Source organism: Brevibacterium sp. LS14, from assembly GCF_012027885.1.
Taxonomy (GTDB): Bacteria; Actinomycetota; Actinomycetes; order Actinomycetales; family Brevibacteriaceae; genus Brevibacterium; species Brevibacterium casei.
Genome location: NZ_SJXG01000051.1, coordinates 106,241 through 128,657, shown reverse-complemented (window position 1 = coordinate 128,657; position 22,417 = coordinate 106,241). Strand labels below are relative to the sequence as shown.

Below are 22,417 nucleotides of genomic sequence, written 5' to 3'. Positions count from 1 at the left end.
TGATCGGGCGTTCGGCCCGTGGCGGCATCCCGGCCGAAGCTGCGCCCGCAGGTGGCACGCACCTCGTCCCAACTACGGTCTGTCATGCCGCCGCGCCCCATGGCCTACATCCCGAGCCCGTAGTGCTCGGCGAAGGGATCCCAGTCCGGATCGCTGTGGACCTCGAGTTCGACGGTGCGGGCAGCAGTGGTCGCCGCCTCTTCACCGACCAGGCGGGCGATGAGCGCGGCAGTCATGTCCATGCCCGCCGCCACGCCCGACGACGTCCACCGGTCCCGGTCCTCGACCCAGCGGGCGTGCGGCACCCATTCGACGTCCGTCCCCTGCGCCGACGCCCAAGCGAAGGCCCGCTTGTTCGACGTCGCCCGGTACCCCTCGAGCAGCCCGGCCGCTGCGAGCACCGCCGAACCGGTGCACACCGAGGTGACAACGGAGGCCCGCGACGCCCACGCGGCGATGAGGTCGAGCAAGTCGTGGTCGTCGACGAGTCCTCGCGTTCCGCCTCCGCCGGGCACGAGAACGATGTCGGGAACCGACCCCGATGCCAGGGAGTCGGACAGGGAGTCGGTGGCGACCACCTCGGCGCCCTGACTGCTCCGGACCGGTCCCGGGCTCGCCGCGAGGTAGGTGATGGCGAAGCCGTCGGGGACGACGCTGAGCAGTTCGACGGGACCGAAGACGTCGAGGAGTTCGAAGCCCTCGAAGAGGACGATGCCCACGGTGCGCGGTGACGGACTCATGGGCTCATCGTAGAGCCCGGTGGTGACACGAGATCATCGGTGCGGGACCGGGCGGGATCCACACCGCCGACAGCTGGCGCTCGACCATTGCCCGACAACGTGACTACACGTGGACTACGATCAGCTCATGAATGTGAGGATTCCCCGATGAACCTGCGCGCCGTTTTCGCCGTCACGGCTGCGACGTTGCTGGCGGCGACCGGCTGCAGTGCCACTGCTCCGTCCACTGAGCAGACACCGACTCCCACCACCGTCCCCACCCTCAGCGACCCGATCGAGCTCGACTCCCTGTCCTCCGTCGTCGTCGACGACGGTGTCGGCCGTGCGCTCATCACCGACTGGAATGCCCAGAAGGTGCGCGTCATCGACGCGACCGGCAGCGAACTGTGGAGCAGGGACACCCTCATCGACGACGAGCGCGGCGGGGCGGAGGCATACTTGGCCGGTGAGAACGTCATCATCCATGATTACTCGGGCACGACGACGGCCTACGCGTGGTCGGACGGCAGTGAGCAGTGGTCGTTCACGGTGCCCGGCGATGAGGGCAGCTGCCACCCGGCCACGGGATTCGGGTCGCAGACCACGGGAGTGAGCCCCAACCTCGGCGAGGGCGACCTCATCCTCCTCGCCTACCTCGGGATGGAGGACTCGGGGTGTGAGCCGACGTCGCCGGAGGGCAACCTCATGGTCGTCGCCCTCGATCCCCGCACGGGGAAGGAAGCCTGGCCTGCGCTGTCGTTGGGCGAGGAAGCCCGGACGTTCGGCGGCACAGCGGTCAACATCTCACCCGACCGGTCGACGGGATACCTGTCCTGGGACGATGATGGGACATCCGCGCTCAGCCGGATCGACCTGAAGACGGGGGAGCATTCGACGATCTCGCTCGAGACCGCGCGCACCGTCGACGACACGGGTGTCGACTACTACGACGTCAGACCCACCACGGACCCGGCGTCCGCCCTCTACGTCTACGGAGCCGAGGACCCCGACGATCCGCTCTCGGCCGCGGTGACGCGCACCGCCGTCCTCGACCTGCCCGCCGCCCCTCCGCAGTCGACGGATCCGGTCATGGCGGTCGCCGACACTCAGGGCTCGGGCACGCAGGGCGCCGGCGCGCAGACCGAGGCGACGATGGAGGACATCGTCGAGCCCGTGTGCGCAGTCGAACCCGCGTTCACCCCGCAGGGAGAGCCGACGTGCCTCCAGCCCCAGCTCTACGCCTCGGCGATCAAGTACCAGGGCTCCACCGGTGGACTGAAGGCATGGACGGCGGATGCCCCTGAGGCGGGCCTCGACTCCCTCGGGTTCCCCGGCGCCCCGCAGACCGCCCCCGTCGACGGGCCCGACGGCCCCCTCGTCATCGTGCCCGGGCTGCAGAAGTCGGTCGACGCGCTCGATGCACGGACGGGAAGGACCGTCTGGTCGGCAGGCGACGTGAGGACCGTCTCTGCTCCCACCGCGGAGGACGACGCCCAGTTCGGCATGCCGTGGGGCGGTCAGGGAGTGCTGCCCGACCTCGGTCTCGTCGTCGTCACCGACGCCGGGACGACGCGCTTCTATGAAGCGGCGACGGGCAGAGAGGTCTCTGAGAAGCAGACTTCCGAGTTCGCATCTCTGTCCTCGAGCCGGCGGTTCGTGCTCGTCTCCGACGAGGACTCGACGACGATGTGGGTCGTCATCGACCGGTGACCAGGCGCCGTTCGCTCGTGTGGGTTCGTCGATCAGCTGGCCTGACCGTCAGCGCCTGAGCCGCTCAGCGACCCGTGCGGTCGAGGAGCCGATCGAAGGTCTCGCACAGCGGCCAGAACTGCTCCCACGGCAGCGGCGTGCCCGCCAGCGACGCTTCGAAGAAGCTCAGGTGGGTGAGCCAGCCCGTCGCGTAGGAGTCGATGAGGTCGCCGAGGCCCAGGTGACGCAGAGTGAGCACGCTCGCAGGCTCTTCGTCGCCGCCGTCGGCTGACCGCCCGGAGGTGGACGTGCCGTCGGCTGACGGTCCGGAGGCGGACGTGCCGTCGGCCGACGGGCCCTCCACGCCCTCTCCGCTGAGATCGCCGGCGGCGACCGCCACGGAGATCCGGCTCGTCGGCTCGTCCGGGAACGACCACGTCATCTCTGCGGAGTGGCCGTCGATCGCAAGGACCTCCGACCGGCACAGGTAGCTGTCGGCATGGTCGACGATGATCTCACCGCCGAGGCGGCTGTCGAAGGTCAGCGGTCGCCCGAGCCACTCGCTGAGAGCGTCGACGTCCTGCAGATGCGCCCACACAGCGTCGGCGCCGGCCGGCAGTCGCCAGCCGATCGTGAGGCAGTCGGCCGAGCGGTCGGGGTCGATCTGGATCACGGGCATCGTGTGTCACTCCTCGCATCGGGTGGAGGGGTCCCCGTGCCACGGGACCCTGTGCCCACGAGACTAGCCGACCTTCCGGGGCGGCCGGCAGAGCCTGACGGGGTGGACGGCGACCCGATCACATTCGCGTCACCGTTCCGCGGCGAACGGTCCGCAGCCCGATCCGGCTTGTACCCTGAGCGCTATGGACACCGCAGAAGAGTTCGCACCGCTGGTCCTCATGGTCGCCGTCGTCTGCGTCTCGCCGCTGCTGGCCAGGCTCACCCGCGGATGGGTGCCCGACACGGTGTGGCTCCTCCTCGGCGGTCTCCTCATCGGTCCCTCCGTGCTCGGACTCGCCCACCCGTCAGAGAGCCTCGGCCTCCTCTCAGAGATCGGACTCGGCCTCCTCTTCCTCCTCGCGGGCTTCGAGATCGACCCGCAGGCGATGAAGTCGCGGCAGGGCAGGCTCTCGTGGCTGGTCTGGGCTGTGAGCTTCGCCCTCGCCGTCGGCTTCTCCGCACTCTTCGCCGGTGATCTCGGATTCTTCGGCTGGGCGGCCATCGGCCTGGCCCTCACCTCGACTGCCCTGGGCACGCTCCTGCCGATCCTCACCAGCGCAGGGGTCCTGCGCACCCCCGTGGGAGCGGGCACGATGGTCCACGGCGCCGTCGGCGAGCTCGGCCCCGTGCTCGCCATGGCCCTCCTCCTCTCGGGACGCAGCTTCTCCCTCAGCGCCCTCATCCTCGTCGCCTTCGTCGTCATCATGGCTCTCACCGTCGTCATCCCCCTCCACCTCGGCAGCCGCATCCCCTCCCTGCAGCGGGCGATGATCGACGGCGCCAGCGGCACCTCCCAACTCGTGCTGCGCACGATCATGCTCGTCCTCATCGCCCTGATGTTCCTCTCCGCCCTCCTCGACCTCGACGTCGTCCTCGGTGCGTTCATGGCCGGCATGCTCGTCAAGCGGATCGCCCCCGCCGAGGCGGTCGAACGTCTCGAGGTCGGCCTCCAGACCCTGGGGTTCTCCTTCTTCATCCCCGTCTTCTTCGTCTACTCGGGGATGGGCATCGCCCTGGCCGCCGTCGCCGAACAGCCCCTCACCCTCCTCTGGTTCTTCACAGCGATCCTGCTGCTCAGAGGTCTGCCGCTCATGCTCGGTGAGCGCTTCCTCTGCATCACCCCCGGCGTCAGCGGTCTCAGGGAGCAGGCGCAGGTGGGCCTCTACGGGGCCACGGGACTGCCGATCATCGTCGCCGTGACCTCCCTGGCTGAGAGCTCCGGTCTGCTCACCGCCGACATCGGGTCCCTCCTCGTCCTCGCCGGCGCGTGCACCGTCCTCGTCTTCCCGGCTCTCGCTGCGGTCCTCCGGTCCACCAGGGCGCCGTCGGAGACGAGCCTCGACGAGACGCGGTGAACGGGGAGACACGGGCGAGGGCGCGTGAGCGCTGCGGCGAACCGTCCGCGACGCGGGTCTGAACTTCTCGTGTCGGATGGTTGTAAGTTAAATAACTGATAGGTAACTGCCGCGCGTGTCCTTCCTGGTGACAGCGTTCCGTCTCAGCCGGTGAGGCCGTGGGATTCACGATCTGAGGCTCCGGAGGCTGTTGCCGTCCATGTCCGGGAGGTAGGCTCGGCGGTGCATGAGACCACAGACGGAGGCAGAGATGGCGGATATGAAGAAGGTGCTCCACAGCCTGACTCATAACCCCGCCACCCGACGCATCGGGGCGCTGTCGGGCAACACCAAGGGCATCGACGGCGACGAGAAGTCCGATGCCGAGCGCACGCAGGCCACCGACGCCTCGGCGGGCGAAGGCACGGACCGCGGAGGCAGCGGCGATCGCGGCGGCCAGGGCTCGGACGGCACGGACCGTTCGCACGGCACGGACCGCCTCGGCGAGGATCCCACCGGCGATGACGCGGCCGGCTCCGGTTCCGGTGCGGCGGGACCCGGCGGACCCGGGAAGCGGCCGCTGCCCCACGTCGGCGAACTCACCTCGGCGAGCGAAGAGGCGATCGTCGACCCGTCCGAGGCGATCCTCGAGAGCATCGACCTCGACTCCTGGAAGTGGCCGGAGTACTTCGCCTTCGCGCTCACCCGGATGGAGGAGATCTTCCCCAGCGCCGGGATCCCGCGCGGCATCGGCTCCGTGTGCGAGTACATCTCGCAGGACAACGACTTCCGGTCGCTGACGATCGATGCGAAGAAGTGGACCGCGGCAGACGACGAAGGCTGGACGACCGTCGGCGACGTCCTCGCCAACACCTTCACCGACGCCTGGCTCGTCACCCGCGGCGGGGTCGCGATCGCCGAGGAGTACGCGTGGCCGATGAAGCCGGCCCGGCGCCACATGCTCTTCTCCGTGAGCAAGTCGATCGTCTCGATCGTCGTCGGCGCGCTCGCCGATGCGGGACTGCTCCGCGTCGACGACCTCGTCACCACCCATGTTCCCGCGCTCGGCAAGAGCGGCTATGCCGGGGCCACGATCCGCGACCTCCTCGATATGCGCTCGGGCGTGAAGTTCTCCGAGGAGTACCTCGAGGACGGCTCGGAGATCCGCAGGCTCTTCGAGGCCGTCGACTTCGCGCCGCGGACCCCCACCTCGGCGCACGGGATCAAGGACTTCCTCACCGGGCTGACGAGCGAACGCGAACACGGGTCCTCCTTCGTCTACCGCAGCTGTGAGACCGACGTGCTCGCCTGGGTGTGCGAGAACGTCGTCGGACGCCCGTTCGCTGTCGTCGCCAGCGAATTCGTGTGGTCGCGCATCGGTGCCGCCCACGCGGCGCAGGTCTGTCAGGACCGATGGGGCGGCTCGATCGCCGACGGCGCCATCAGCACGACCCTGCGCGACCTCGGTCGCTTCGGCGAGATGATCGCCCGCGGCGGGGTCAACGCCGACGGCACCCGCGTCGTCTCCGAGGCCTGGGTCGACGACATCTTCGCAGGCGGTCCTGACTCGGCGCAGGTCTTCGCCGAATCCGCCTCCGGCCAGTCGTATCCCGGCGGGATGTACCGGAGCCAGTTCTGGGTGCCCTCGGCCAGTCGAGACGTCGTCATCGGCATCGGCATCCACGGGCAGATGCTCTACATCGACCGTGCCACGCAGACCGTGGGCGTCAAGCTCTCCTCCGATCCGGAACCCGTGTCCCTGGCCGCCCAGCACGGCACCCTGGCGATGTTCGAAGCCATCACCGAGGCTGTCCCCGCCGAGGTGGTCCCCCCGACCCCATCGGCGCTGCCCGAGAAGGCGGTGACCCCCGGGCCGCTCACCGGTGCTGCCGAGGCGCGGACCGGGACCGTCGAGGCCCCCGGCGCTGCCGGTGTCGCCGGCGCACCGGCCGGTGCAGGGACGGAGAATCCTGCCGGAACCGCGGGGTCGAATCCCGCGGTGGGTGCGGGCGCGGCCCCTCCGGCAGGGGCCGGGTCGGGAGCCGCCGCACCCGTCGGACTCCACGCCGGGACCGTAGGCAGCGGTCTCGTCGCAGGCGGGGGAATCGGCGTGGCAACCCTGCCGGGAATCGTCCCCGGCAGCTACGCGTACTGACTGCGCGCACGGGCGAAGGCGACCGCAGCCGAACACACGGCGACGACGGAGACCGAGTTCGCCCCGGCGCGAGCCGTGGCCCCCGGCCCGACCCCCGCCGGGGTTCCCGGTCCGACGCCTGCCGGGGTTACGCCGACAGGCCCAGGTGAGTGCCTAGACTGGAGGGCACGATGACTGCCGACGCACTGCTGCCCTCAGCACGGCGCACCCCGCGCCCGAAACCTCACCGCATGGCCGTGCTCGTGCTCGCGGGGGTCTCGGCGATCGACCTCGGCGTCCCGGTGCAGGTCTTCGGCGCCGAGTCGAACAGCGTCGGCCAGGTGCCCGGGACGGCGACGACCGCCGGTGGCTGGCCCTACTCGGTGACCGTGTGCGGGGTCGAACCCGGAACGGTCACCGGAGCCGACGGACTCTCCTTCGCCGTCGACCACGGGCTCGAGGCGCTCGCCGAGGCCGACACGATTCTCATCCCCGGGGCCTCCTCGGCGGTCGCAGGGGAGGCCCCGGCCGCTGTCATCGGCGGACTCCTCACCGCCTTCGAGCGGGGCGCGCGGATCGCAGCATTGTCGACGGGCACCTTCGTCCTTGCGCGCACGGGTCTCCTCGACGGCCGTCGGGCGACGACCCACTGGTCGACGGCGCAGGCGCTCGCCCGCCGCTATCCGACGATCGACGTCGACGAGAACGTCCTCTTCATCGACGAAGGTCAGCTGCTCACCTCGGCGGGGGCCGCCTCGGCGATCGACCTCTGTCTCCATCTCATTCGGCGCGACCACGGTGTGGGCCTGTCCAACCAGGTCGCCCGCCGTCTCGTCGCCGCAGCCTATCGGAGTGCCGGGCAGGCGCAGTATGTGCCCCGCAGCGTTCCCGAGCCCCTCGGCGACGTCTTCGCCGACACCCGGCAGTGGGCGCTGCAGCACATCGGGGAGGAGCTCACCCTCGGCCAGCTCGCCGCGAACGCCGGAGTCTCGGTGCGCACATTCTCCCGGCGCTTCGTCGAGGACACCGGGTACACCCCGATGCAGTGGGTGCTCCGCGCCCGCGTCGACCTCGCCCGGGAGCTGCTGGAGAACACCGACCTGGGGATCGAGCAGATCGCCGACCAGGTGGGGCTCGGCACCGGGGCGAACCTGCGGATGCACTTCCAGCGCATCCTCTCGATCTCCCCGAACGAGTACCGGCACACGTTCTCGGGCTGAGACACAGCTTCTCCTGGTGAGAGCAGGTGTGGCCGGAAACTTTCGCTTTGTGGCAATAAGACTGGCGAGAACCTTTCGCAGGTTGTCGTGCTGGCCACTGTTGTCGGGTCGTCGCGCTGGGGATCATGGTGATGTACCGGTTATCAGACCTCCCAAGGAGAGACATTGACCCGCATCGCCATCAACGGATTCGGTCGCATCGGTCGCGCCACCCTGCGCGCGCTCAGCGAGCGCAACAGCGAGATCGACGTCGTCGCGATCAACGACCTCGGTGACGTCGAGGAGCTCGCTCGTCTCCTCAAGTTCGACACCACCCTCGGACGCTTCCCCGGAACCGTCGAGGCCACCGGCGACAGCATCGTCGTCAACGGCCACTCGATCCGCGTCTTCGCCGAGAAGGACCCGGCCCAGCTGCCGTGGGGCGACCTCGACATCGACGTCGTCCTCGAGTCCACCGGCCGCTTCACCAAGGCGGACAAGGCCCGCGCACACATCGACGCCGGAGCGAAGAAGGTCCTCGTCAGCGCCCCCTCGAAGGGTGCGGACGTCACCCTGGCCTACGGTGTCAACACCGATGCCTACACCCCCGAGGCGACGATCATCTCCAATGCCTCGTGCACGACGAACGCACTCGCCCCGCTTGCGAAGGTCCTCGACGACCTCGCCGGAATCGAGCACGGCTTCATGACCACCGTCCACGCCTACACCGGCGACCAGAACCTCCAGGACGGCCCGCACAAGGATCCGCGTCGGGCGCGCGCTGCGGCGGCGAACATCATCCCGACCTCGACCGGCGCGGCGAAGGCCATCGGACTCGTGCTTCCGGGCCTCGACGGCAAGCTCAGCGGCGACGCGATGCGCGTGCCGGTTCCGGTCGGCTCGATCGTCGAACTCAACACGACGGTCTCCCGCGACGTCACCCGCGACGAGGTGCTCGCCGCCTACCGCGCGGCCGCCGACGGACCGCTCAACGGCATCCTCGACTACGAAGAGGAGCCCGTGGTCTCCTCCGACATCGTCGGGCAGCCCGCCTCGTCGATCTTCGACGCCGAACTCACCCGCGTCGACGGCCGCAACGTCAAGGTCGTCGCCTGGTACGACAACGAATGGGGCTTCTCCAACCGCGTCGTCGACAACCTCGAACTCATCGGCCGCAGCTGAGACCGGCGGTTGAGTTCAGCGGCTGAGCTCAGCCTCTGAGTTCAGCGGCGCCTGAGCTCGAATCGCACTGCGGGGCGTCCCTCATCGAGAGGGGCGCCCCGCAGTGCATTCACCGGTCGCAGGCGGCGTGTTCGGGGTGTGCCGAACACGCCGCCTGCGTGGGATCAGACGTCGTCGGCGCCGGTCGTGCCGCCTTCGTTCTCCCAGCGCTCGACGGCGCGGACCTTGAGCCGATTGAATCGCAGGCGCACGCCGTATCCGCCGTCATCGCCGTCGGGGATGAAGTGGGCGCCGTAGTGCTCGAGAGCGTGGACGAGTCGACGCTCCTGTTCCGAGGTGAGGTCGTCGCGGCACTTCTCGTAGTCCTTGAGGTCGGCCTTGTCGATCTCCGCCTGCGCGGCGACGTCGGCCGCCGAGACCTGGCAGAGGATCCGTGCCGCGCGGGCCAGGGGCCCGTCGATGATCATCGCTTCGCTGTTCATGGCTCAACACTGCCAGACCGATGTTGCACGTGCCAAGACGCGCTGTCCGTTCCCTCTCGGCGACGATTGCGGAACGCCATCGGCGTTTTTCGCCGATCGCCGTTCGAATCCACTCCGATCATCTCGTGTCAGTACCGAGGATTACTCTCGTCGTCACCCTCCCGGCCACCAGGCCGGGGAACCCGCATCGCGAAGGCGATGCCCGACGAAAGGTCAGACCGATGGAGATCACGACCGACGGAGTCGACCGGCTGGTGTGCCGCTGCCGAGCCCTCGTCGCGGACGAGGAGCGCCCGCACCCGATCAGCCACCCGCAGAGTCTCGCGCTGTGCATCATCGATGCGATCTACGCGACCGGCTCCCACCCCACAGCCGTCGCCAATGTCATCGACCGATACGTGTCGAGGCACGGGTACCGGGACGGGGCGAAAGCGCTGCGGTATTCGATCGCGGCCGCCGGAGGCGCGAAAGCGTGGGCGGAGACCGTCGCCTGCAACCGCAAACCCGCCAACACCCATCCCGGCGCCCCACTCAAGGCCGAGGTCGTCGACCGGGCGACCCGGCTCATGGCCGATCTCGACATCGACACCGTGCCCGATCTGCTCTCGGCGATCGGGCCCGACGTCAGTGAGAACCCGGTCGCCAAGGGATGGACGGCGCTGCCGAGTCAGCACTCGGCGGTGACCTACTTCCACCTCCTCTCCCTCGCCGGCTCCGATCATTTCGAGCCCGATCGGGTCGTTCTCCGGTATCTCGGTGAGACCGTCCGCGCCGGCGCCGACGGTGCCGATGGGTCGCGCACGGTGGAAGCCGTTGCCGACGCCGAGGAGGTGGCCGAGCCGATCGGTGACCATGGCGGCGGCGAGGCTGGAGGTGAGAGGGAGGGCAGAGGCGAGACGGAGACGCTGACCCCGGACGCCGCCCGGCGGCTCATCGACATGGCGGCACCCGTCCTCCGCCTCGATGCCGCGGATCTCGCCAGGCTCGTCTGGCAGGCCGCCCATCGCAGGATCATGCCGGGCGGGATCGGCCGTCAGGACGACGAGGAGCCGGTGCTCAGCGCACGAGCCGGCTGATGGCCGCCGCTGCTACCCCTGGGCCTTCGCCTTGCGGTTCTCCTTGACGAAGGCGTAGACGAAGATGCCGATGATGAAGGCGAAGGTGATCCACAGGGCGTATCTGTCGATGACTGCAAGGACGTCGACGGCCGCTTGGCCGAGCTGATAGCCGAGCATCGCCCAGATGAGCGTGAAGATGAGGCTGCCGATGAAGTCGGCGATGAGGAAGGTGCGCAGGCGCATGCCCGTCCACCCGGCGACGATGAAGACGAGCGTCTGCGGGATTCCGGGGCAGCGGGCGATGACGGTCATGAGGAAGAGCGCCCAGCTGGGAATGCCCTTGAGCCGCTCGATGCGTTTGAGCTGCCGTTCGTCCTGGGCGAAGAGCCGGAGCACACCGTCGGCCCAGCGCCGACCGGCGAGCCAGAACGCCCAGTCGAGTTTGACCATGCCGACGAAGCCGGCGACGATGACGAGCCACAGTGGGATCTCCCCGACCCGGGCGTAGGCGCCGGCGGCGACGATGGCGGTCTTCGCCCCGTTGATGAATTCCTGGAGCACCGGGGCGTTGACGAGCATCCACGGGCGCAGCGGCAGAAGCGCGAGGTAGATGATCGGGACGCCGATGATGACGAAGAGGAGCAGCTTGTCGAGCGGTGCCGCCTTCCCCTGCCAGGGTTTGAGCGCCGCCCAGGGGTTCTCCTTCGCTGCCGCGGCGGTCGACTCGCCGTTCGCGGCGGGGGCATCGTCGTCGGGGAGGGAGTCGTCGCGGCGGTCGTGTTCGTCGTCGGGGCGGCGTTCCACGCTGATGGGATCTCCTGCGGCTGCGTCGGCGGTGGGCGTTCACAGTATCGCATGCCTGCGTGGACGCCGCTTAAGAAGACTCTCATCGCCGATCGCTCGACATCGACCGCGGCCTTGGGCAGGGTGGAAGGTGTGGGACGACAGTCGAAAGTGATCAGCGCGGTGGTGACCGGGCTGGTCGTCATTCTCGCGGTGCTGGCCTTCGTCCTCGTCCGCGGAACGTCCCACCCCGAACGCCCGGACCTCAGCCCGGTCAAGGTCACCCCCACTGCCACGGTCACGGACGGAACCGGCGATCCGAACGGAACGGGGTCCGCGCAGGGTTCCGGCGCCCCCGACGGCAGCGCTGGTGATTCGAGCGGTTCTCGGGACGGGGGGCAGACGCCTGACGGCAGCGGATCGGGGGGTGACGCCTCGGCGAAGGGACGGGGCGAACTCCAGCACTCCTACGAACCGGCACCGAACCCGCCCCGGGAGGTGCCCTCCGACGGCGACGATGACGGCGCCGGCGACGACGGCGACGATGATGACGACGATGACGGCGGTGACGATGACGACGACTGATCGTCGCATCCGGCTCACCGTCGAGAACCGTCTGACGATCGCGGTCACCCTCCTCTCCGTGCTCGCTCTGACGATCGTCGGCCTCGTCCTCTACTCGGTGGAGTCGAACAACGTCTCCAACCGCCTGTCCGCGTCGATGTCACAGGAGATCGCCGAGATGCGCGCCTTCGCGCAGACCGGCGTCGACCCGGAGACCGGCCAGCCCTTCACCTCGGTCGACCAGATGCTCGGGCAGTTCCTCGCCCAGAACCAGCCTGACGCCCACGAAGCGCTCTTCGCGTTCCTCAGCGACGGGCGCGTCCTCTACCAGGGAGAACCGAACACCCTCATCCGCGGCTCGCGCTCGCTCGAAGACGCCGTCGAAGCCGAATCCGACCAGGGAGGTGAGTTCTCGCTGCGGATCGACGGCAACGAGTACATCGGCTACGTGCTTCCCGTCTCCGCCATCACCTCGGCGCCTGGGGATGCCACCTCAGCGTCGCCGACCCCGCTGGAGCAGCAGGCGGACCGGGGCAGTGACCGAGGCGGGGAGCCGGGAGAGGAGGACGCGCGCGGTGCCTTCGTCGTCGTCACCAACGCATCGGACAGCCGGGCCGACCTCACCCAGGTCATGCAGCTCTACGTCGTCGTCGCCCTGCTCGCTACCCTCATCATCTCCGGTATCTCCTCCGTGGTCGCCCGTCGTCTGCTCTCCCCGGTCACCGAACTGCGACAGACCGCCCAGTCGATCTCCGCCGGTGATCTCAGCAGCCGGATCGAGACCCGCGGCAGCGACGACATCGCCGAACTCGGCCGCACCTTCAACGCGATGCTCGACCGGCTCGAATCCTCGTTCGCGACGCAGCGGCAGTTCCTCGACGACGTCGGCCATGAGCTGCGCACGCCGCTGACCATCCTCAGCGGCCACCTCGAGACGATGAACGCCGCCGACATCGACGACGTCGACGAGACCCGGGCGCTCCTCCTCGACGAGACAGACCGGATGACCCGCCTCGTCGAAGAGCTCCTCGTCCTCGCCCGCTCCCGTCGCCCCGACTTCGTGTGCCCCGGCAGCGTCGACATCCCGGCCCTGCTCCACCATGTCCTCGCGAAGGCGACGGGGCTGGCGTCGCGGGACTGGCAGGTCGACGTCCCCGAGTCGTTCGTCCTCCGTGCCGACCGCCAACGCCTCACCCAGGCGCTGCTCCAGCTCGCCGCGAACGCCGTCAACCACACCGAGGAGGGCGGGACGATCACCTTCGGTGCCACGGAGGACGCGACCCACGTCCACCTGTGGGTGCGCGACGACGGCCCAGGAGTCCCGCCGGAGATCGCGACTGACATCTTCGAACGCTTCACCCGCGGATCCACCGAGGGCAGCGGCTTCGGACTCGGACTCTCGATCGTCGGTGCCATCGCCGAAGCCCACGGCGGCACCATCGTCCTCGACCCGACCGAGGTCGGCGCCCAGTTCCGCATGATCCTGCCGAAAGGACACCAGTGAAGAGCATTCTCGTAGTCGAGGACGAGGACCGGATCTCGTCCTTCATCGCCAAGGGCCTCGGGGCCGCCGGGTTCACCACGGAGATCGCCGCTGACGGCATCACCGGCCGCGATCTCGCGATCACCGGTGACTTCGACCTCCTCGTCCTCGACATCGGCCTGCCCGGCCTCGACGGCTTCAGCGTCCTCGAACAGCTGCGCGAACAGCGGCCCTCCCTGCCGGTGCTCGTCCTCACCGCTCGCGACAACGCCGAGGACACGATCTACGCCCTCGAGTCCGGCGCCGTGGACTACATGATCAAGCCCTTCCGCTTCGGTGAGCTGCTCGCGCGGATCCGGCTGCGGCTCAAGGAGACCGTCCAGGAGTCTCCGACGACGGAGCTGACCCGCGGCGACGTGCGCATCGACCTGCTCGGACGTCAGGTCTGGGTCAATGAGCGTATCGTCGACCTCTCGGCGCGCGAGCTCTCCCTCGCCGAGATCCTGCTGAGGAACCGCGGCAGTGTGCTCTCCCGCGAACAGCTGCTCTCCCATGTCTGGGGTTTCGACTTCGACCCCGGATCCAACGTCGTCGACGTCTACGTCGGCTACCTCCGCCGCAAACTCGGCAGCGACTTCGTCACGACCGTCCGCGGATTCGGTTACCGCGTCGACTGAGCACGACCTGGCGCGCCGACTGTGCGGGCCACGACAGCTGACCGCCCGCCGCCGATGGCAACCCGCGCGCAGCCGGGGTCGAACACGAACAAGCGAACCTGTCGGGTCGGGCGCACATGAGAGTTCTCTCATCCCCGTCTTACCTGGGGCTTAATCTTCGCGGCCAAGCTGAGTGGTATGACAGAGAATCTGAGTATCGCGCTCTTCTCCCATGACTCCCTGGGGCTGGGCCACATCCGCCGCAACCGGGCGCTCGCCTTCGCTCTCGCCGCGCAGCTGCCCGAACTCACCGGTCGACCGGTGAGCGGCCTCCTCATAGCCGGCAGCCCCGAAGCCGCCCGCTTCGACCTGCCGACCGGATGGGATTGGATGATCCTGCCGGGAGTCACCCCCGCGAACGGCGGATATGCTCCCCGCGCGCTCGCCTCGACGATGGAGGGACTGCGCAGCCTGCGATCCGCAGCGATCACCGCCGTCCTCGACCAGCAGCAGCCCGACCTCTTCATCGTCGACCGGCACCCCTTCGGCATCGACGGCGAACTCGCCGAGGCGCTCGACCGCTGCCGCGTCCACGGGACCCGCACGGTCCTCGGGCTCCGGGAGGTCCTCGACGACCCGGCGGTCATCGCCGGCGAGTGGGACCGTGTGGGCGGCCCCGACGCCGTGGCCCGAGCGTTCGACGAGGTGTGGGTCTACGGCGATCCCGAGGTCTACGACCCCCGCGCCACCGGCGAAGTGCCGGCCGAACTGGCTCGCCTCACCCGGATGACCGGATACCTCTCGCTGGCCCGCCGCGAACCCTCGACGCCCGTCCCCGCGGACGATCCCGCACTCACGGATGCCGCGCCCTTCGTCCTCACCTGCCTCGGCGGGGGCTCCGACGGTGCCGCCCTCGCCGAGCGCGCGATCCTCGCCGCCCCACCCGCAGGCCTCCGCCACCTCGTCGTCGTCGGCCCGCAGATGGCGACCGCCGAGGTCGACCGCCTCACCGCCCTCGCCCCCGTCGGCACCTCCGTGGTCCGGCACAGCCCGGACATGCCCGGCCTCATCGCCCGCGCCGAGGCTCTTGTGTGCATGGGCGGATACAACACGATGGCCGAGGTCATGGCGACCCGGACCCCTGTCCTCGTCATCCCCCGCGTCGGCCACCGCCAGGAGCAGCCGCGGCGCGCCGCAGCCCTGACCGCCGCCGGTGCCCTTGACTCCGCACCCCTGACCGAGGCGACCCCGGAGTTCCTCCGCGACTGGTTCGGCTTCCGGGCCGGGTCCGAGGTCTCCCGCGATCACATCGACCGCGACGGCCTGCGCCGGGTCCCAGTCCTCGCCGCCGAGCTCCTCTCGACCGCAGGCACCCTCCCGTTCGCTCCCGCCCGCCCGACCACCCTCACCGAGGAGGCCCGCTGTGCCGTCTGAGACCGTCCCCAGCCAGGTCCCGCCTCGGCGGGCCTATGTCCTCAAGATGTATCCCCGGTTCTCCGAGACCTTCATCGTCTCCGAGATCCTCGCCCGCGAGGCGGCGGGGGAGGACATCGTCATCTTCTCCCTGCGCCCGTGCACCGACGCTCGGTTCCACCCGGAGCTCGCCCGGGTCCAGGCCCCGGTCATCCACGTCCCCCGCCCCTCGAGCGCCCACGGATTCTGGCAGCTGTGGCAGGAGGCGGCAGCGGACCCGGTGCTCGCTGACGGGACGGCCGAGAACCTCGGCGACCTCGTCGGACTCGACCACGACGACGCCGCGCAGTCGCTGGCCGTCGCCCGGCTCGCCCGCGAGCACGGCATCACCCACCTCCACGCGCACTTCGCCTCGGTGGCGACGACCGTGGCCCGCGCCGCATCCCTGCTCACGGGGATCCCGTACTCGTTCACCACGCACGCGAAGGACATCTTCCACGACAGCGTCGTCACCGCCGACCTCGCCCGGAAGACCGCCGACGCCGACCACGTCGTCGCGATCAGCGACTTCAACCGGGACTATCTGCGCCGGCGCCTCGGACCGGTCCTCGCCGAGCGGATCCACGTCGTGCGCAACGGACTCGAACTCGACCGCTTCCCCTACCGTCCGGGGCGCCCCGCAGGCGGGGTCGCGCGACTGCTCGCCGTCGGCCGCCTCGTCGAGAAGAAGGGTTTCACCCACCTCCTCCCCGCCCTCGCACTCCTCCGGAAGTCCGGGCGGGACGTTCGACTCGACCTCGTCGGCACCGGCCCGCTCGAGGCGGAGCTGCACGAGCAGATCACCGAGCTCGGCCTCGCCGACATCGTGACGATGCACGGGGCACTGACCCAGCGGGAGGTCACAGCGATGATCGATGACCACACCGCCCTCGTCGCGCCGTTCGTCCCCGGCTCCGACGGCAACGTCGACGGTCTGCCCACCGTCCTCCTCGAGGGCATGGCCGCGGGCATCCCCTGCGTGGCCGGCAGCGTCACCGCCGTGCCCGAGATCGTCATCGACGGGCGGACCGGCTGGCTCGTCGACGGCACCGACCCGGATGCCATCGCCTCCGCCGTCGCCGAGGTGATCGGCCTGACCGCCCATGATCCGCAGTCCCTGCGCCGGATCACCGATGCCGCGCGCGACCGCGTCGCCGACCTTCACGACTCCCGGCGGCAGGCCCGGGCGCTCGCGGATCTCATCGACCGGCCCGCTGACGATGTCGACCAGCCGCTCGAGGAACTCGAGGTCGCCTCATGAGAATCGCCTACGTCCTCCTCGACCCCGGCATCGGGATCTTCGGCACCAAGGGTGCCAGCGTCCACGCCCAAGAGGTCATCCGCAGCTTCCGCGCGCTCGGCCACGAGGTCACTGTGTTCTGCACCCGCACCGATGACGCGGTGCCCGCCGACCTCGCCGACCTCGACGTCGTCCGCCTCGAGCTGCCCGCAGGGCTCGAGCGCGGCAGCCGGGAGATCGCCCTCCTGCGGGTCTCCGACCTCCTCGCCGACCTCGTGGCCGGCGAGTACACAGGCATCGACGTCGTCTACGAGCGGTACTCCCTCTTCTCGACGGCCGGAGCGAGGATCAGCGAGCGCCTCGGCGTGCCCCTCCTCCTCGAGGTCAACGCCCCGCTCATCGACGAACAGCGCACGCACCGCGGACTCGTCCACGACGACCACGCCGCGAGAGCCACGGCCGTGAGCTTCGGACAGGCGACCCGGCTCGTCTGTGTCAGCGACGCCGTCGCCGAGTGGGTCCACCGCGACTACCCGGGCCTCGACGATGTCGCCGTCGTGCCCAACGGAGTCAACACCGACCGGATCGTCCCCGGCGCGGACCCCGCCGATGCGGCGGCACCCGGTGCCCCCGTGCACATCGGGTTCGTCGGCACCCTCAAACCGTGGCACGGCACCGACCGCCTGCTGCGCGCGTGCGCCGGGCTGCGCGGGTCCTTCCACCTCGACATCGTCGGCCACGGCCCCGAAGCCGAGGCGCTGGTCCGCCTCGCCGACGACCTCGACCTGGGGGAGCGGGTGACCTTCCACGGGGCCGTCGCCCCGGCCGACGTCCCGGCCCATCTGCGCGGATTCGACATCGCGACCGCCCCGTACCCGGGCGGGCCGAACTACTTCTCCCCGCTCAAGGTCTACGAGTACATGGCCGCGGGCCTGCCCACCGTCGCCTCGGCGGTCGGGGCCCTGCCCGACCTCATCGCCGGCACCGGGACCGGGATCCTCGTCCCGCCCGACGACCTCGCCGCCCTCACCGAGGCGCTCCAGTCGCTCATCGACGACCCTGCCCTGCGCACCCGCATGGGTGAGGCCGCCCGCGCCGAGGCGCTGGCCCGGCATTCGTGGACGAGCCGATGCCGCGACATCCTCGACCCCGTCCTCCTGGAGACCGCATGACGACGAGCCCCACCCGCCCGACCCCGAGCGCCCTGCGACGGACGCTGCGGATCATCACCCCGCACCTCGGCCGTCACACGTGGCTGATCATCGCCGGCCTCCTCGCCCTGCTCGCCGACGTCGTCTTCCGCATCCTCGAACCGTGGCCGATCAAGATCGCCGTCGACGCCGTCACCGCGGCACTCGGTGCGAACATCGATGCGAGCTTCGATATCGGCTCCGGGGTCGCGACGACGCTCGCGGCCGCGGCGATCGGCCTCGCCGTCATCGTCGCCGGACGGGCGGTGACCAACTACGCCTCGACGATCTGCTTCGCCCTCGTCGGCGCGCGCGTCGCGACCCAGCTGCGCACCCGGGTCTTCGACCACATCCAGGCGCTGTCGCTGAAGTACCATTCGCGCGCGTCGATCGGCGACACCTCGCAGCGGCTCGTCGGTGACATCGGCCGCCTCCAGGAGGTCGCCGTCACCGCGGGCCTGCCCCTGCTCGGCAACATCATCACGCTCGCCGTGCTCCTCGTCGTCATGGTCGTCCTCGACCCCGTGCTCAGCGCGATCGTCCTCGCCACAGCCGTCGTCTACGGTGTGCTCTCCCGGGTCTCGACCCCGAAGATCACGACCGCCTCCCGCTCGACCCGGAAGGGGGAGGGCCGCCTCGTCGGGTCCGCCGCCGAGGCGCTCGGGGCGATCCGCGTCGTCCAGGCCTACGGACTCGAACGCACCGTCGCCGCCGACTTCGCCGACGGTAACGAACGGGCCCTGCGGGCCGGGGTGCGTGCCCGCCGCCTCGCCGCCGGCCTCGAACGCTCGACCGATGTCCTCGTCGGCATCTCCCAGGCCCTCGTCCTCGCCTTCGGCAGCTACCAGGTGCTCCGCGGGGCGATGACCCCCGGCGACCTCGTCCTCTTCCTCCTCTACCTCAAGATCGCGATGAAGCCGCTGCGGGACATGGCGAAGTACACCGGACGCATCGCCCGCGCCACCGCCTCGGGGGAGCGGATCGCCGACCTCCTCGACGAACCGATCGAGATCGCCGACCGCCCCGGAGCGGTGGCGATGGGACCGGTGTGCGGCGACGTCGTCTTCGACGGCATCCGCTCCCGCGACGGGCACGGCCGGCCGCTCTTCGACGGCCTCGACCTCCTCATCCCCGCCGGTCAGAGGATCGGGATCCTCGGCGCCTCGGGGGCAGGCAAATCGACCCTGACGAGCTACCTGCTCCGCCTCGCCCAACCCGAGGAGGGACGCATCTACCTCGACGGCTACGACACCGGCAACGTCACCCGCGCCTCCCTGCGCGGCAGCGTCTCCGTCCTCCTCCAGGAGTCCGTCCTCTTCGCGGCGACCGTGCGGGAGAACATCCGGTACGGCCGCCTCGACGCCACCGACGCCGAGGTGGAGGCCGCCGCCCGCGCCGCCCGTGCCGACGAGTTCATCCGTGCCCTTCCCGAGGGCTACGACACCGTGCTCGGCAACCGCGGGGACACGCTCTCCGGCGGGCAGAGGCAGCGTCTGGCGATCGCCAGGGCCCTCGTCCGCTCCGCCCCGGTCGTCGTCTTCGACGAGGCGAGCACCGGGCTCGACCCGCGCACCCGAGCGCAGGTCACCGAGTCCCTGTGGGCGCTCACCGAAGGCCGCACCGGGATCGTCATCACCCACGACGTCGCCATGGTCAGAGGCCTTGACCGGGTCGTGTGGCTCGAGGACGGGCGGATCGTCGAAGACGGCTCTCCCCAGGATCTCGCAGCCGACCCGACGAGCCGCGTTGCCCAGTGGATGAGCGACCAGGCCGAGGACACCGTGAGCGCCGGGGTGTCGCAGGAGCCCGTCGCCGAGGCGGCCCCCGTCGCTGAGGCGGCCGCCGTCGACACTGCTGCCGACGACGCAGCCGCAGACGACGCGTCCCGCACCGCCGTGGGAATGGGAGCCGCCCGATGACGGCAGTCGAGTCGACCGTGACCATTGCGACAGCTCTGACGGCGAACGGTTCTGCCTCCGGAACGACCCCCGACTTCGGTGTGCCCTTCCTCGCCGACCTCCGCTCGCCCGGGGCCCTGAGCGCGCACCTCGGCTTCCCCGTGGAACCCGTGCGGATCCGGATCAAACCCGGCCGCAGCGCGATCGTCGCCTGGCGGCGGCCAGGGGTCGACCACCTCGGAGGGTGGGGGTGGACCGCGGTGATGGCCGATCCCGACAAACTCGCCAACCTCCGTCGGCGTGCGGCGCGGGTGGGGGAGACCGTGCTCGACCACGCGGTGAGCGACACCGGGTTCGTCCTGCTCAGCGGGGGAGTGCGCGCCGATCCGAAGCTCGCCCGGCCCCTCGTCGCGGCTGCGACGACCCTCGACCTCGACTCGTGCACGGTCGTCGGCTGCAACCCCGGCCGCCGGGTGCTGCTGCGCGCTCCCGACCGCGGTGCCGAGTTCGTTCGGATCGGCACCGGCTCCCTCTCTGCCATGGTCGCCGTATCCGAGCAGTGGCTGAGATGGGGCCTGCCGACCCTTCCCGTCCACCGCCTCGGCGAGCAGGAGAGCGCCGTGCGCACGCCCTGGTGGGGCAGTGGGGACCTCAACGGGAATCCGGATCCCACCCTCGCCGAGGCGGTCGGAGAGTCGATCGCCCACCTCCATGCGCACGGTGCCGGGGAGGTAACCCATGTTGAGATCGGTGCCGAGCCGCTTGCGATGCTCGCCGACGCCGAGCGCGCATTGTCGCGTCTCCTCGGCGAGGACGGACGAGTCGCCGAGCTGACGCGTCGGATCGGCGAGCGGCTCGAATCCGCGGGAGTCCTCCGCGGCAATCGGGCGATCCACGGCGATCTCAGCCCTGACCAGGTGCTCGTCGGCGACGGCGACCCGCGGATCATCGATCTCGACCGGGCCGGGGTCGGACCGACCGGTATGGACCTCGGCCGGTGGACCGCCGCGTGCCGGCTCCGCGAGGACGGACACGGCCCGGGCCTCGAAGCGGGCTTCCTCCGCGGGTACGACCGCGCAGGCGGCTTCACGATGCGCGCCGAGTCAGCCGGGGTCGCGGGTCCGACCGCTGCCGGGGCACTCGAGGCATGGACGGCCTGGGCACTGCTCGTCACCGCGATCGAACCGTGGCGATCGTGCCGCGCCGACTGGCGGGAGCACACCGACCGGCACCTCGTGCTAGCAGAGAAGGCACTCGGCTCAGGATCCGGTCGCAGCGGTCGCCGGTCCACTTTCGCTGACGCTGACGCCGAGGCCGACGGTGCCGCCGACGCCGGCACCGACTCCGGCTCCGACTCCGGCTGCGGCGCGGACTCCGGCTGCGGCGCGGACTCCGGCTCCGGCACGGACGCCGACTCCGGCACCAGCGCGGGCACCGACGCCGACGATGCCGCCGACGCCGACTCCGGCACTAGCGCGGGCACCGACGCCGACTCCAGCTCCGATACCAGCTCTGGCATTGGCGCGGGCGGTCAGATCCCGTCGACAGTGCGCATCGAGGGTGCAGAGGCACGGGTGCGGCGGGCGTGGCCGGCGAAGAAGGGGCGGATCGCCTTCGAGGCGATCGTCGATGGTGGGCTGCGCGCGGGATACCTCGATGGGGTCTCACCCCCAGGGGTGCACCAGGTGACCATGCTCCCTGCAGGGCACGATCCGGAGCTTCCGGGACTCGCACGTCTCCTCCGTGAAGGGGCAGCCCGGGTGGTCTCGCATCGGCCCGGCCGCCGCGCCGTCGTCGCTCTCGCCGACGGCACCTTCGCCAAGTGCGTGCGCGAGGGCAGAGCTGCGGCCATCCTCGCCGGTCAGGACCGCGCAGCTGCCTTCGCCGCAGGGTTCACCCTCCCCACGGTCCTCGACTCCGACGACTCGACCGTGCGCCTGTCTCGAGTCCCAGGACTCGACCTCCATGATCCCGCCGGGCTCGGGGAGGACTGGGCGCGCGCCTGGACGGCCTGCCTCGACGCGTGGGTTCGGGCCGGCAGTGCGCCCGACGGCGGCTCCTTCGCCCCGGATGCTCCAGAGCACACCGCGGCGGACGAAGCCCGCGTGCTCGAGGACTGGCGCGACCGGGCCGACGACCACCTCGGCGCGCTCACGGCCGGACTCGATCCGCTCCTCGCCGCGGTCACCGGCGAGCTGCGCGCGAACGCCGGGACCGTTTCAACCTCAGCGGGTGACCACGTCTCTTCTGTGTTCGGCGGTCGCAGGCCCGGGACCTGGGGTCCCCTCCACCGCGACCTCCACGACAAGCAGCTGATGTGGGACGCCGAGGCGGGGCCGGGACTGCTCGACGTCGACACGGCGTGCGCGGGGGAGCGGGAACTCGACCTCGGCAATCTTCGCGCGCACGCCCGGTGGCGGCGCGAGCAGGGGATCTGGACTCAGCACCAGACCGACGTCGTGCTCACGGCGATCGCGGACGCCGCCTTGGCGGGCGGGTGCGACCTGGCACGGGTGCGGCTCTACGAACGGTCAGCGCTGCTCCGACTCGTCTGCGTCTACGCGTTCCGACCGCAGTGGTCGGGCCGGACGGGAGCGCTCCTCGACGCGGCGGACTGATCGGATGGGGACGGCC

18 protein-coding genes are annotated in these 22,417 nt (G+C 70.3%); 14 read left to right on the top strand and 4 right to left on the bottom strand.

The genetic code is table 11. From position 1 onward, the window contains the following. Positions 1-104: 104 nt before the first annotated feature. The gene (locus EZE58_RS11190) at positions 105-740 is read right to left on the bottom strand and encodes a DJ-1/PfpI family protein (protein WP_009381026.1); all 636 of its coding nucleotides are present in this window, start codon (positions 738-740) and stop codon (positions 105-107) included. Between the two features lie 147 nt (positions 741-887). On the opposite strand from EZE58_RS11190, the gene EZE58_RS11185 reads away from it, so the two are divergent. Further along, complete coding sequence (locus tag EZE58_RS11185; protein WP_131247884.1) at positions 888-2,429, top strand: PQQ-binding-like beta-propeller repeat protein; 1,542 nt, start codon at positions 888-890, stop codon at positions 2,427-2,429. 64 nt (positions 2,430-2,493) lie between these two features. Here EZE58_RS11185 and EZE58_RS11180 read toward each other — a convergent pair whose 3' ends face one another. Further along, positions 2,494-3,087: a hypothetical protein gene (locus EZE58_RS11180; protein ID WP_009381019.1), complete on the bottom strand. Its 594-nt coding sequence runs from the start codon at positions 3,085-3,087 to the stop codon at positions 2,494-2,496. A 184-nt stretch (positions 3,088-3,271) separates the two neighbouring features. Between EZE58_RS11180 and EZE58_RS11175 the strand changes: the two genes are divergently transcribed. From EZE58_RS11175 to gap, 4 genes are all read left to right on the top strand, one after another. After that, a complete protein-coding gene (locus EZE58_RS11175) occupies positions 3,272-4,483 on the top strand; it encodes a cation:proton antiporter (RefSeq protein WP_009381018.1) in 1,212 nt (403 codons plus the stop codon). 226 nt (positions 4,484-4,709) lie between these two features. Beyond that, positions 4,710-6,617 carry a serine hydrolase gene (locus tag EZE58_RS17450; protein WP_223289905.1) on the top strand — a complete coding sequence of 636 codons (1,908 nt, stop codon included), beginning with the start codon at positions 4,710-4,712 and terminating at the stop codon, positions 6,615-6,617. A gap of 170 nt (positions 6,618-6,787) precedes the next feature. After that, positions 6,788-7,816: a DJ-1/PfpI family protein gene (locus EZE58_RS11165; protein ID WP_009381015.1), complete on the top strand. Its 1,029-nt coding sequence runs from the start codon at positions 6,788-6,790 to the stop codon at positions 7,814-7,816. Between the two features lie 165 nt (positions 7,817-7,981). Beyond that, on the top strand, positions 7,982-8,977 hold the full coding sequence (gene gap, locus EZE58_RS11160) for a type I glyceraldehyde-3-phosphate dehydrogenase (RefSeq protein WP_009381013.1): 996 nt from the start codon (positions 7,982-7,984) through the stop codon (positions 8,975-8,977). Between the two features lie 164 nt (positions 8,978-9,141). On the opposite strand, the gene EZE58_RS11155 is transcribed toward gap, so the two are convergent. After that, a complete protein-coding gene (locus EZE58_RS11155) occupies positions 9,142-9,459 on the bottom strand; it encodes a hypothetical protein (RefSeq protein WP_009381012.1) in 318 nt (105 codons plus the stop codon). A gap of 221 nt (positions 9,460-9,680) precedes the next feature. Between EZE58_RS11155 and EZE58_RS11150 the strand changes: the two genes are divergently transcribed. Continuing rightward, positions 9,681-10,535: a hypothetical protein gene (locus EZE58_RS11150; protein ID WP_009381011.1), complete on the top strand. Its 855-nt coding sequence runs from the start codon at positions 9,681-9,683 to the stop codon at positions 10,533-10,535. A gap of 12 nt (positions 10,536-10,547) precedes the next feature. On the opposite strand, the gene EZE58_RS11145 is transcribed toward EZE58_RS11150, so the two are convergent. Then, on the bottom strand, positions 10,548-11,321 hold the full coding sequence (locus tag EZE58_RS11145; RefSeq protein WP_167560569.1) for a DedA family protein: 774 nt from the start codon (positions 11,319-11,321) through the stop codon (positions 10,548-10,550). Between the two features lie 51 nt (positions 11,322-11,372). On the opposite strand from EZE58_RS11145, the gene EZE58_RS11140 reads away from it, so the two are divergent. The 8 genes from EZE58_RS11140 (at position 11,373) to EZE58_RS11105 (ending at position 22,401) form a co-directional block, all read left to right on the top strand. After that, positions 11,373-11,885 carry a hypothetical protein gene (locus tag EZE58_RS11140; protein WP_131247889.1) on the top strand — a complete coding sequence of 171 codons (513 nt, stop codon included), beginning with the start codon at positions 11,373-11,375 and terminating at the stop codon, positions 11,883-11,885. Further along, a complete protein-coding gene (locus EZE58_RS11135) occupies positions 11,818-13,368 on the top strand; it encodes an ATP-binding protein (protein WP_240941271.1) in 1,551 nt (516 codons plus the stop codon). The genes EZE58_RS11140 and EZE58_RS11135 overlap by 68 nt, the downstream gene beginning before the upstream one ends. Then, complete coding sequence (locus tag EZE58_RS11130; protein WP_009381006.1) at positions 13,365-14,024, top strand: response regulator transcription factor; 660 nt, start codon at positions 13,365-13,367, stop codon at positions 14,022-14,024. Before EZE58_RS11135 ends, EZE58_RS11130 begins: the two co-directional genes overlap by 4 nt. Positions 14,025-14,201: 177 nt before the next feature. Next, positions 14,202-15,437: a glycosyltransferase gene (locus EZE58_RS11125; RefSeq protein ID WP_063251026.1), complete on the top strand. Its 1,236-nt coding sequence runs from the start codon at positions 14,202-14,204 to the stop codon at positions 15,435-15,437. After that, positions 15,427-16,716, top strand: coding sequence for a glycosyltransferase family 4 protein (locus tag EZE58_RS11120; protein ID WP_131247891.1), 1,290 nt, complete (start codon positions 15,427-15,429; stop codon positions 16,714-16,716). Before EZE58_RS11125 ends, EZE58_RS11120 begins: the two co-directional genes overlap by 11 nt. Then, positions 16,713-17,867 carry a glycosyltransferase family 4 protein gene (locus EZE58_RS11115; protein ID WP_144588960.1) on the top strand — a complete coding sequence of 385 codons (1,155 nt, stop codon included), beginning with the start codon at positions 16,713-16,715 and terminating at the stop codon, positions 17,865-17,867. Before EZE58_RS11120 ends, EZE58_RS11115 begins: the two co-directional genes overlap by 4 nt. After that, positions 17,864-19,804, top strand: coding sequence for an ABC transporter ATP-binding protein (locus tag EZE58_RS11110; protein ID WP_167560567.1), 1,941 nt, complete (start codon positions 17,864-17,866; stop codon positions 19,802-19,804). Before EZE58_RS11115 ends, EZE58_RS11110 begins: the two co-directional genes overlap by 4 nt. Then, positions 19,801-22,401, top strand: coding sequence for a phosphotransferase (locus EZE58_RS11105; RefSeq protein ID WP_167560565.1), 2,601 nt, complete (start codon positions 19,801-19,803; stop codon positions 22,399-22,401). Before EZE58_RS11110 ends, EZE58_RS11105 begins: the two co-directional genes overlap by 4 nt. The last annotated feature ends 16 nt before the right edge of the window (positions 22,402-22,417 follow it).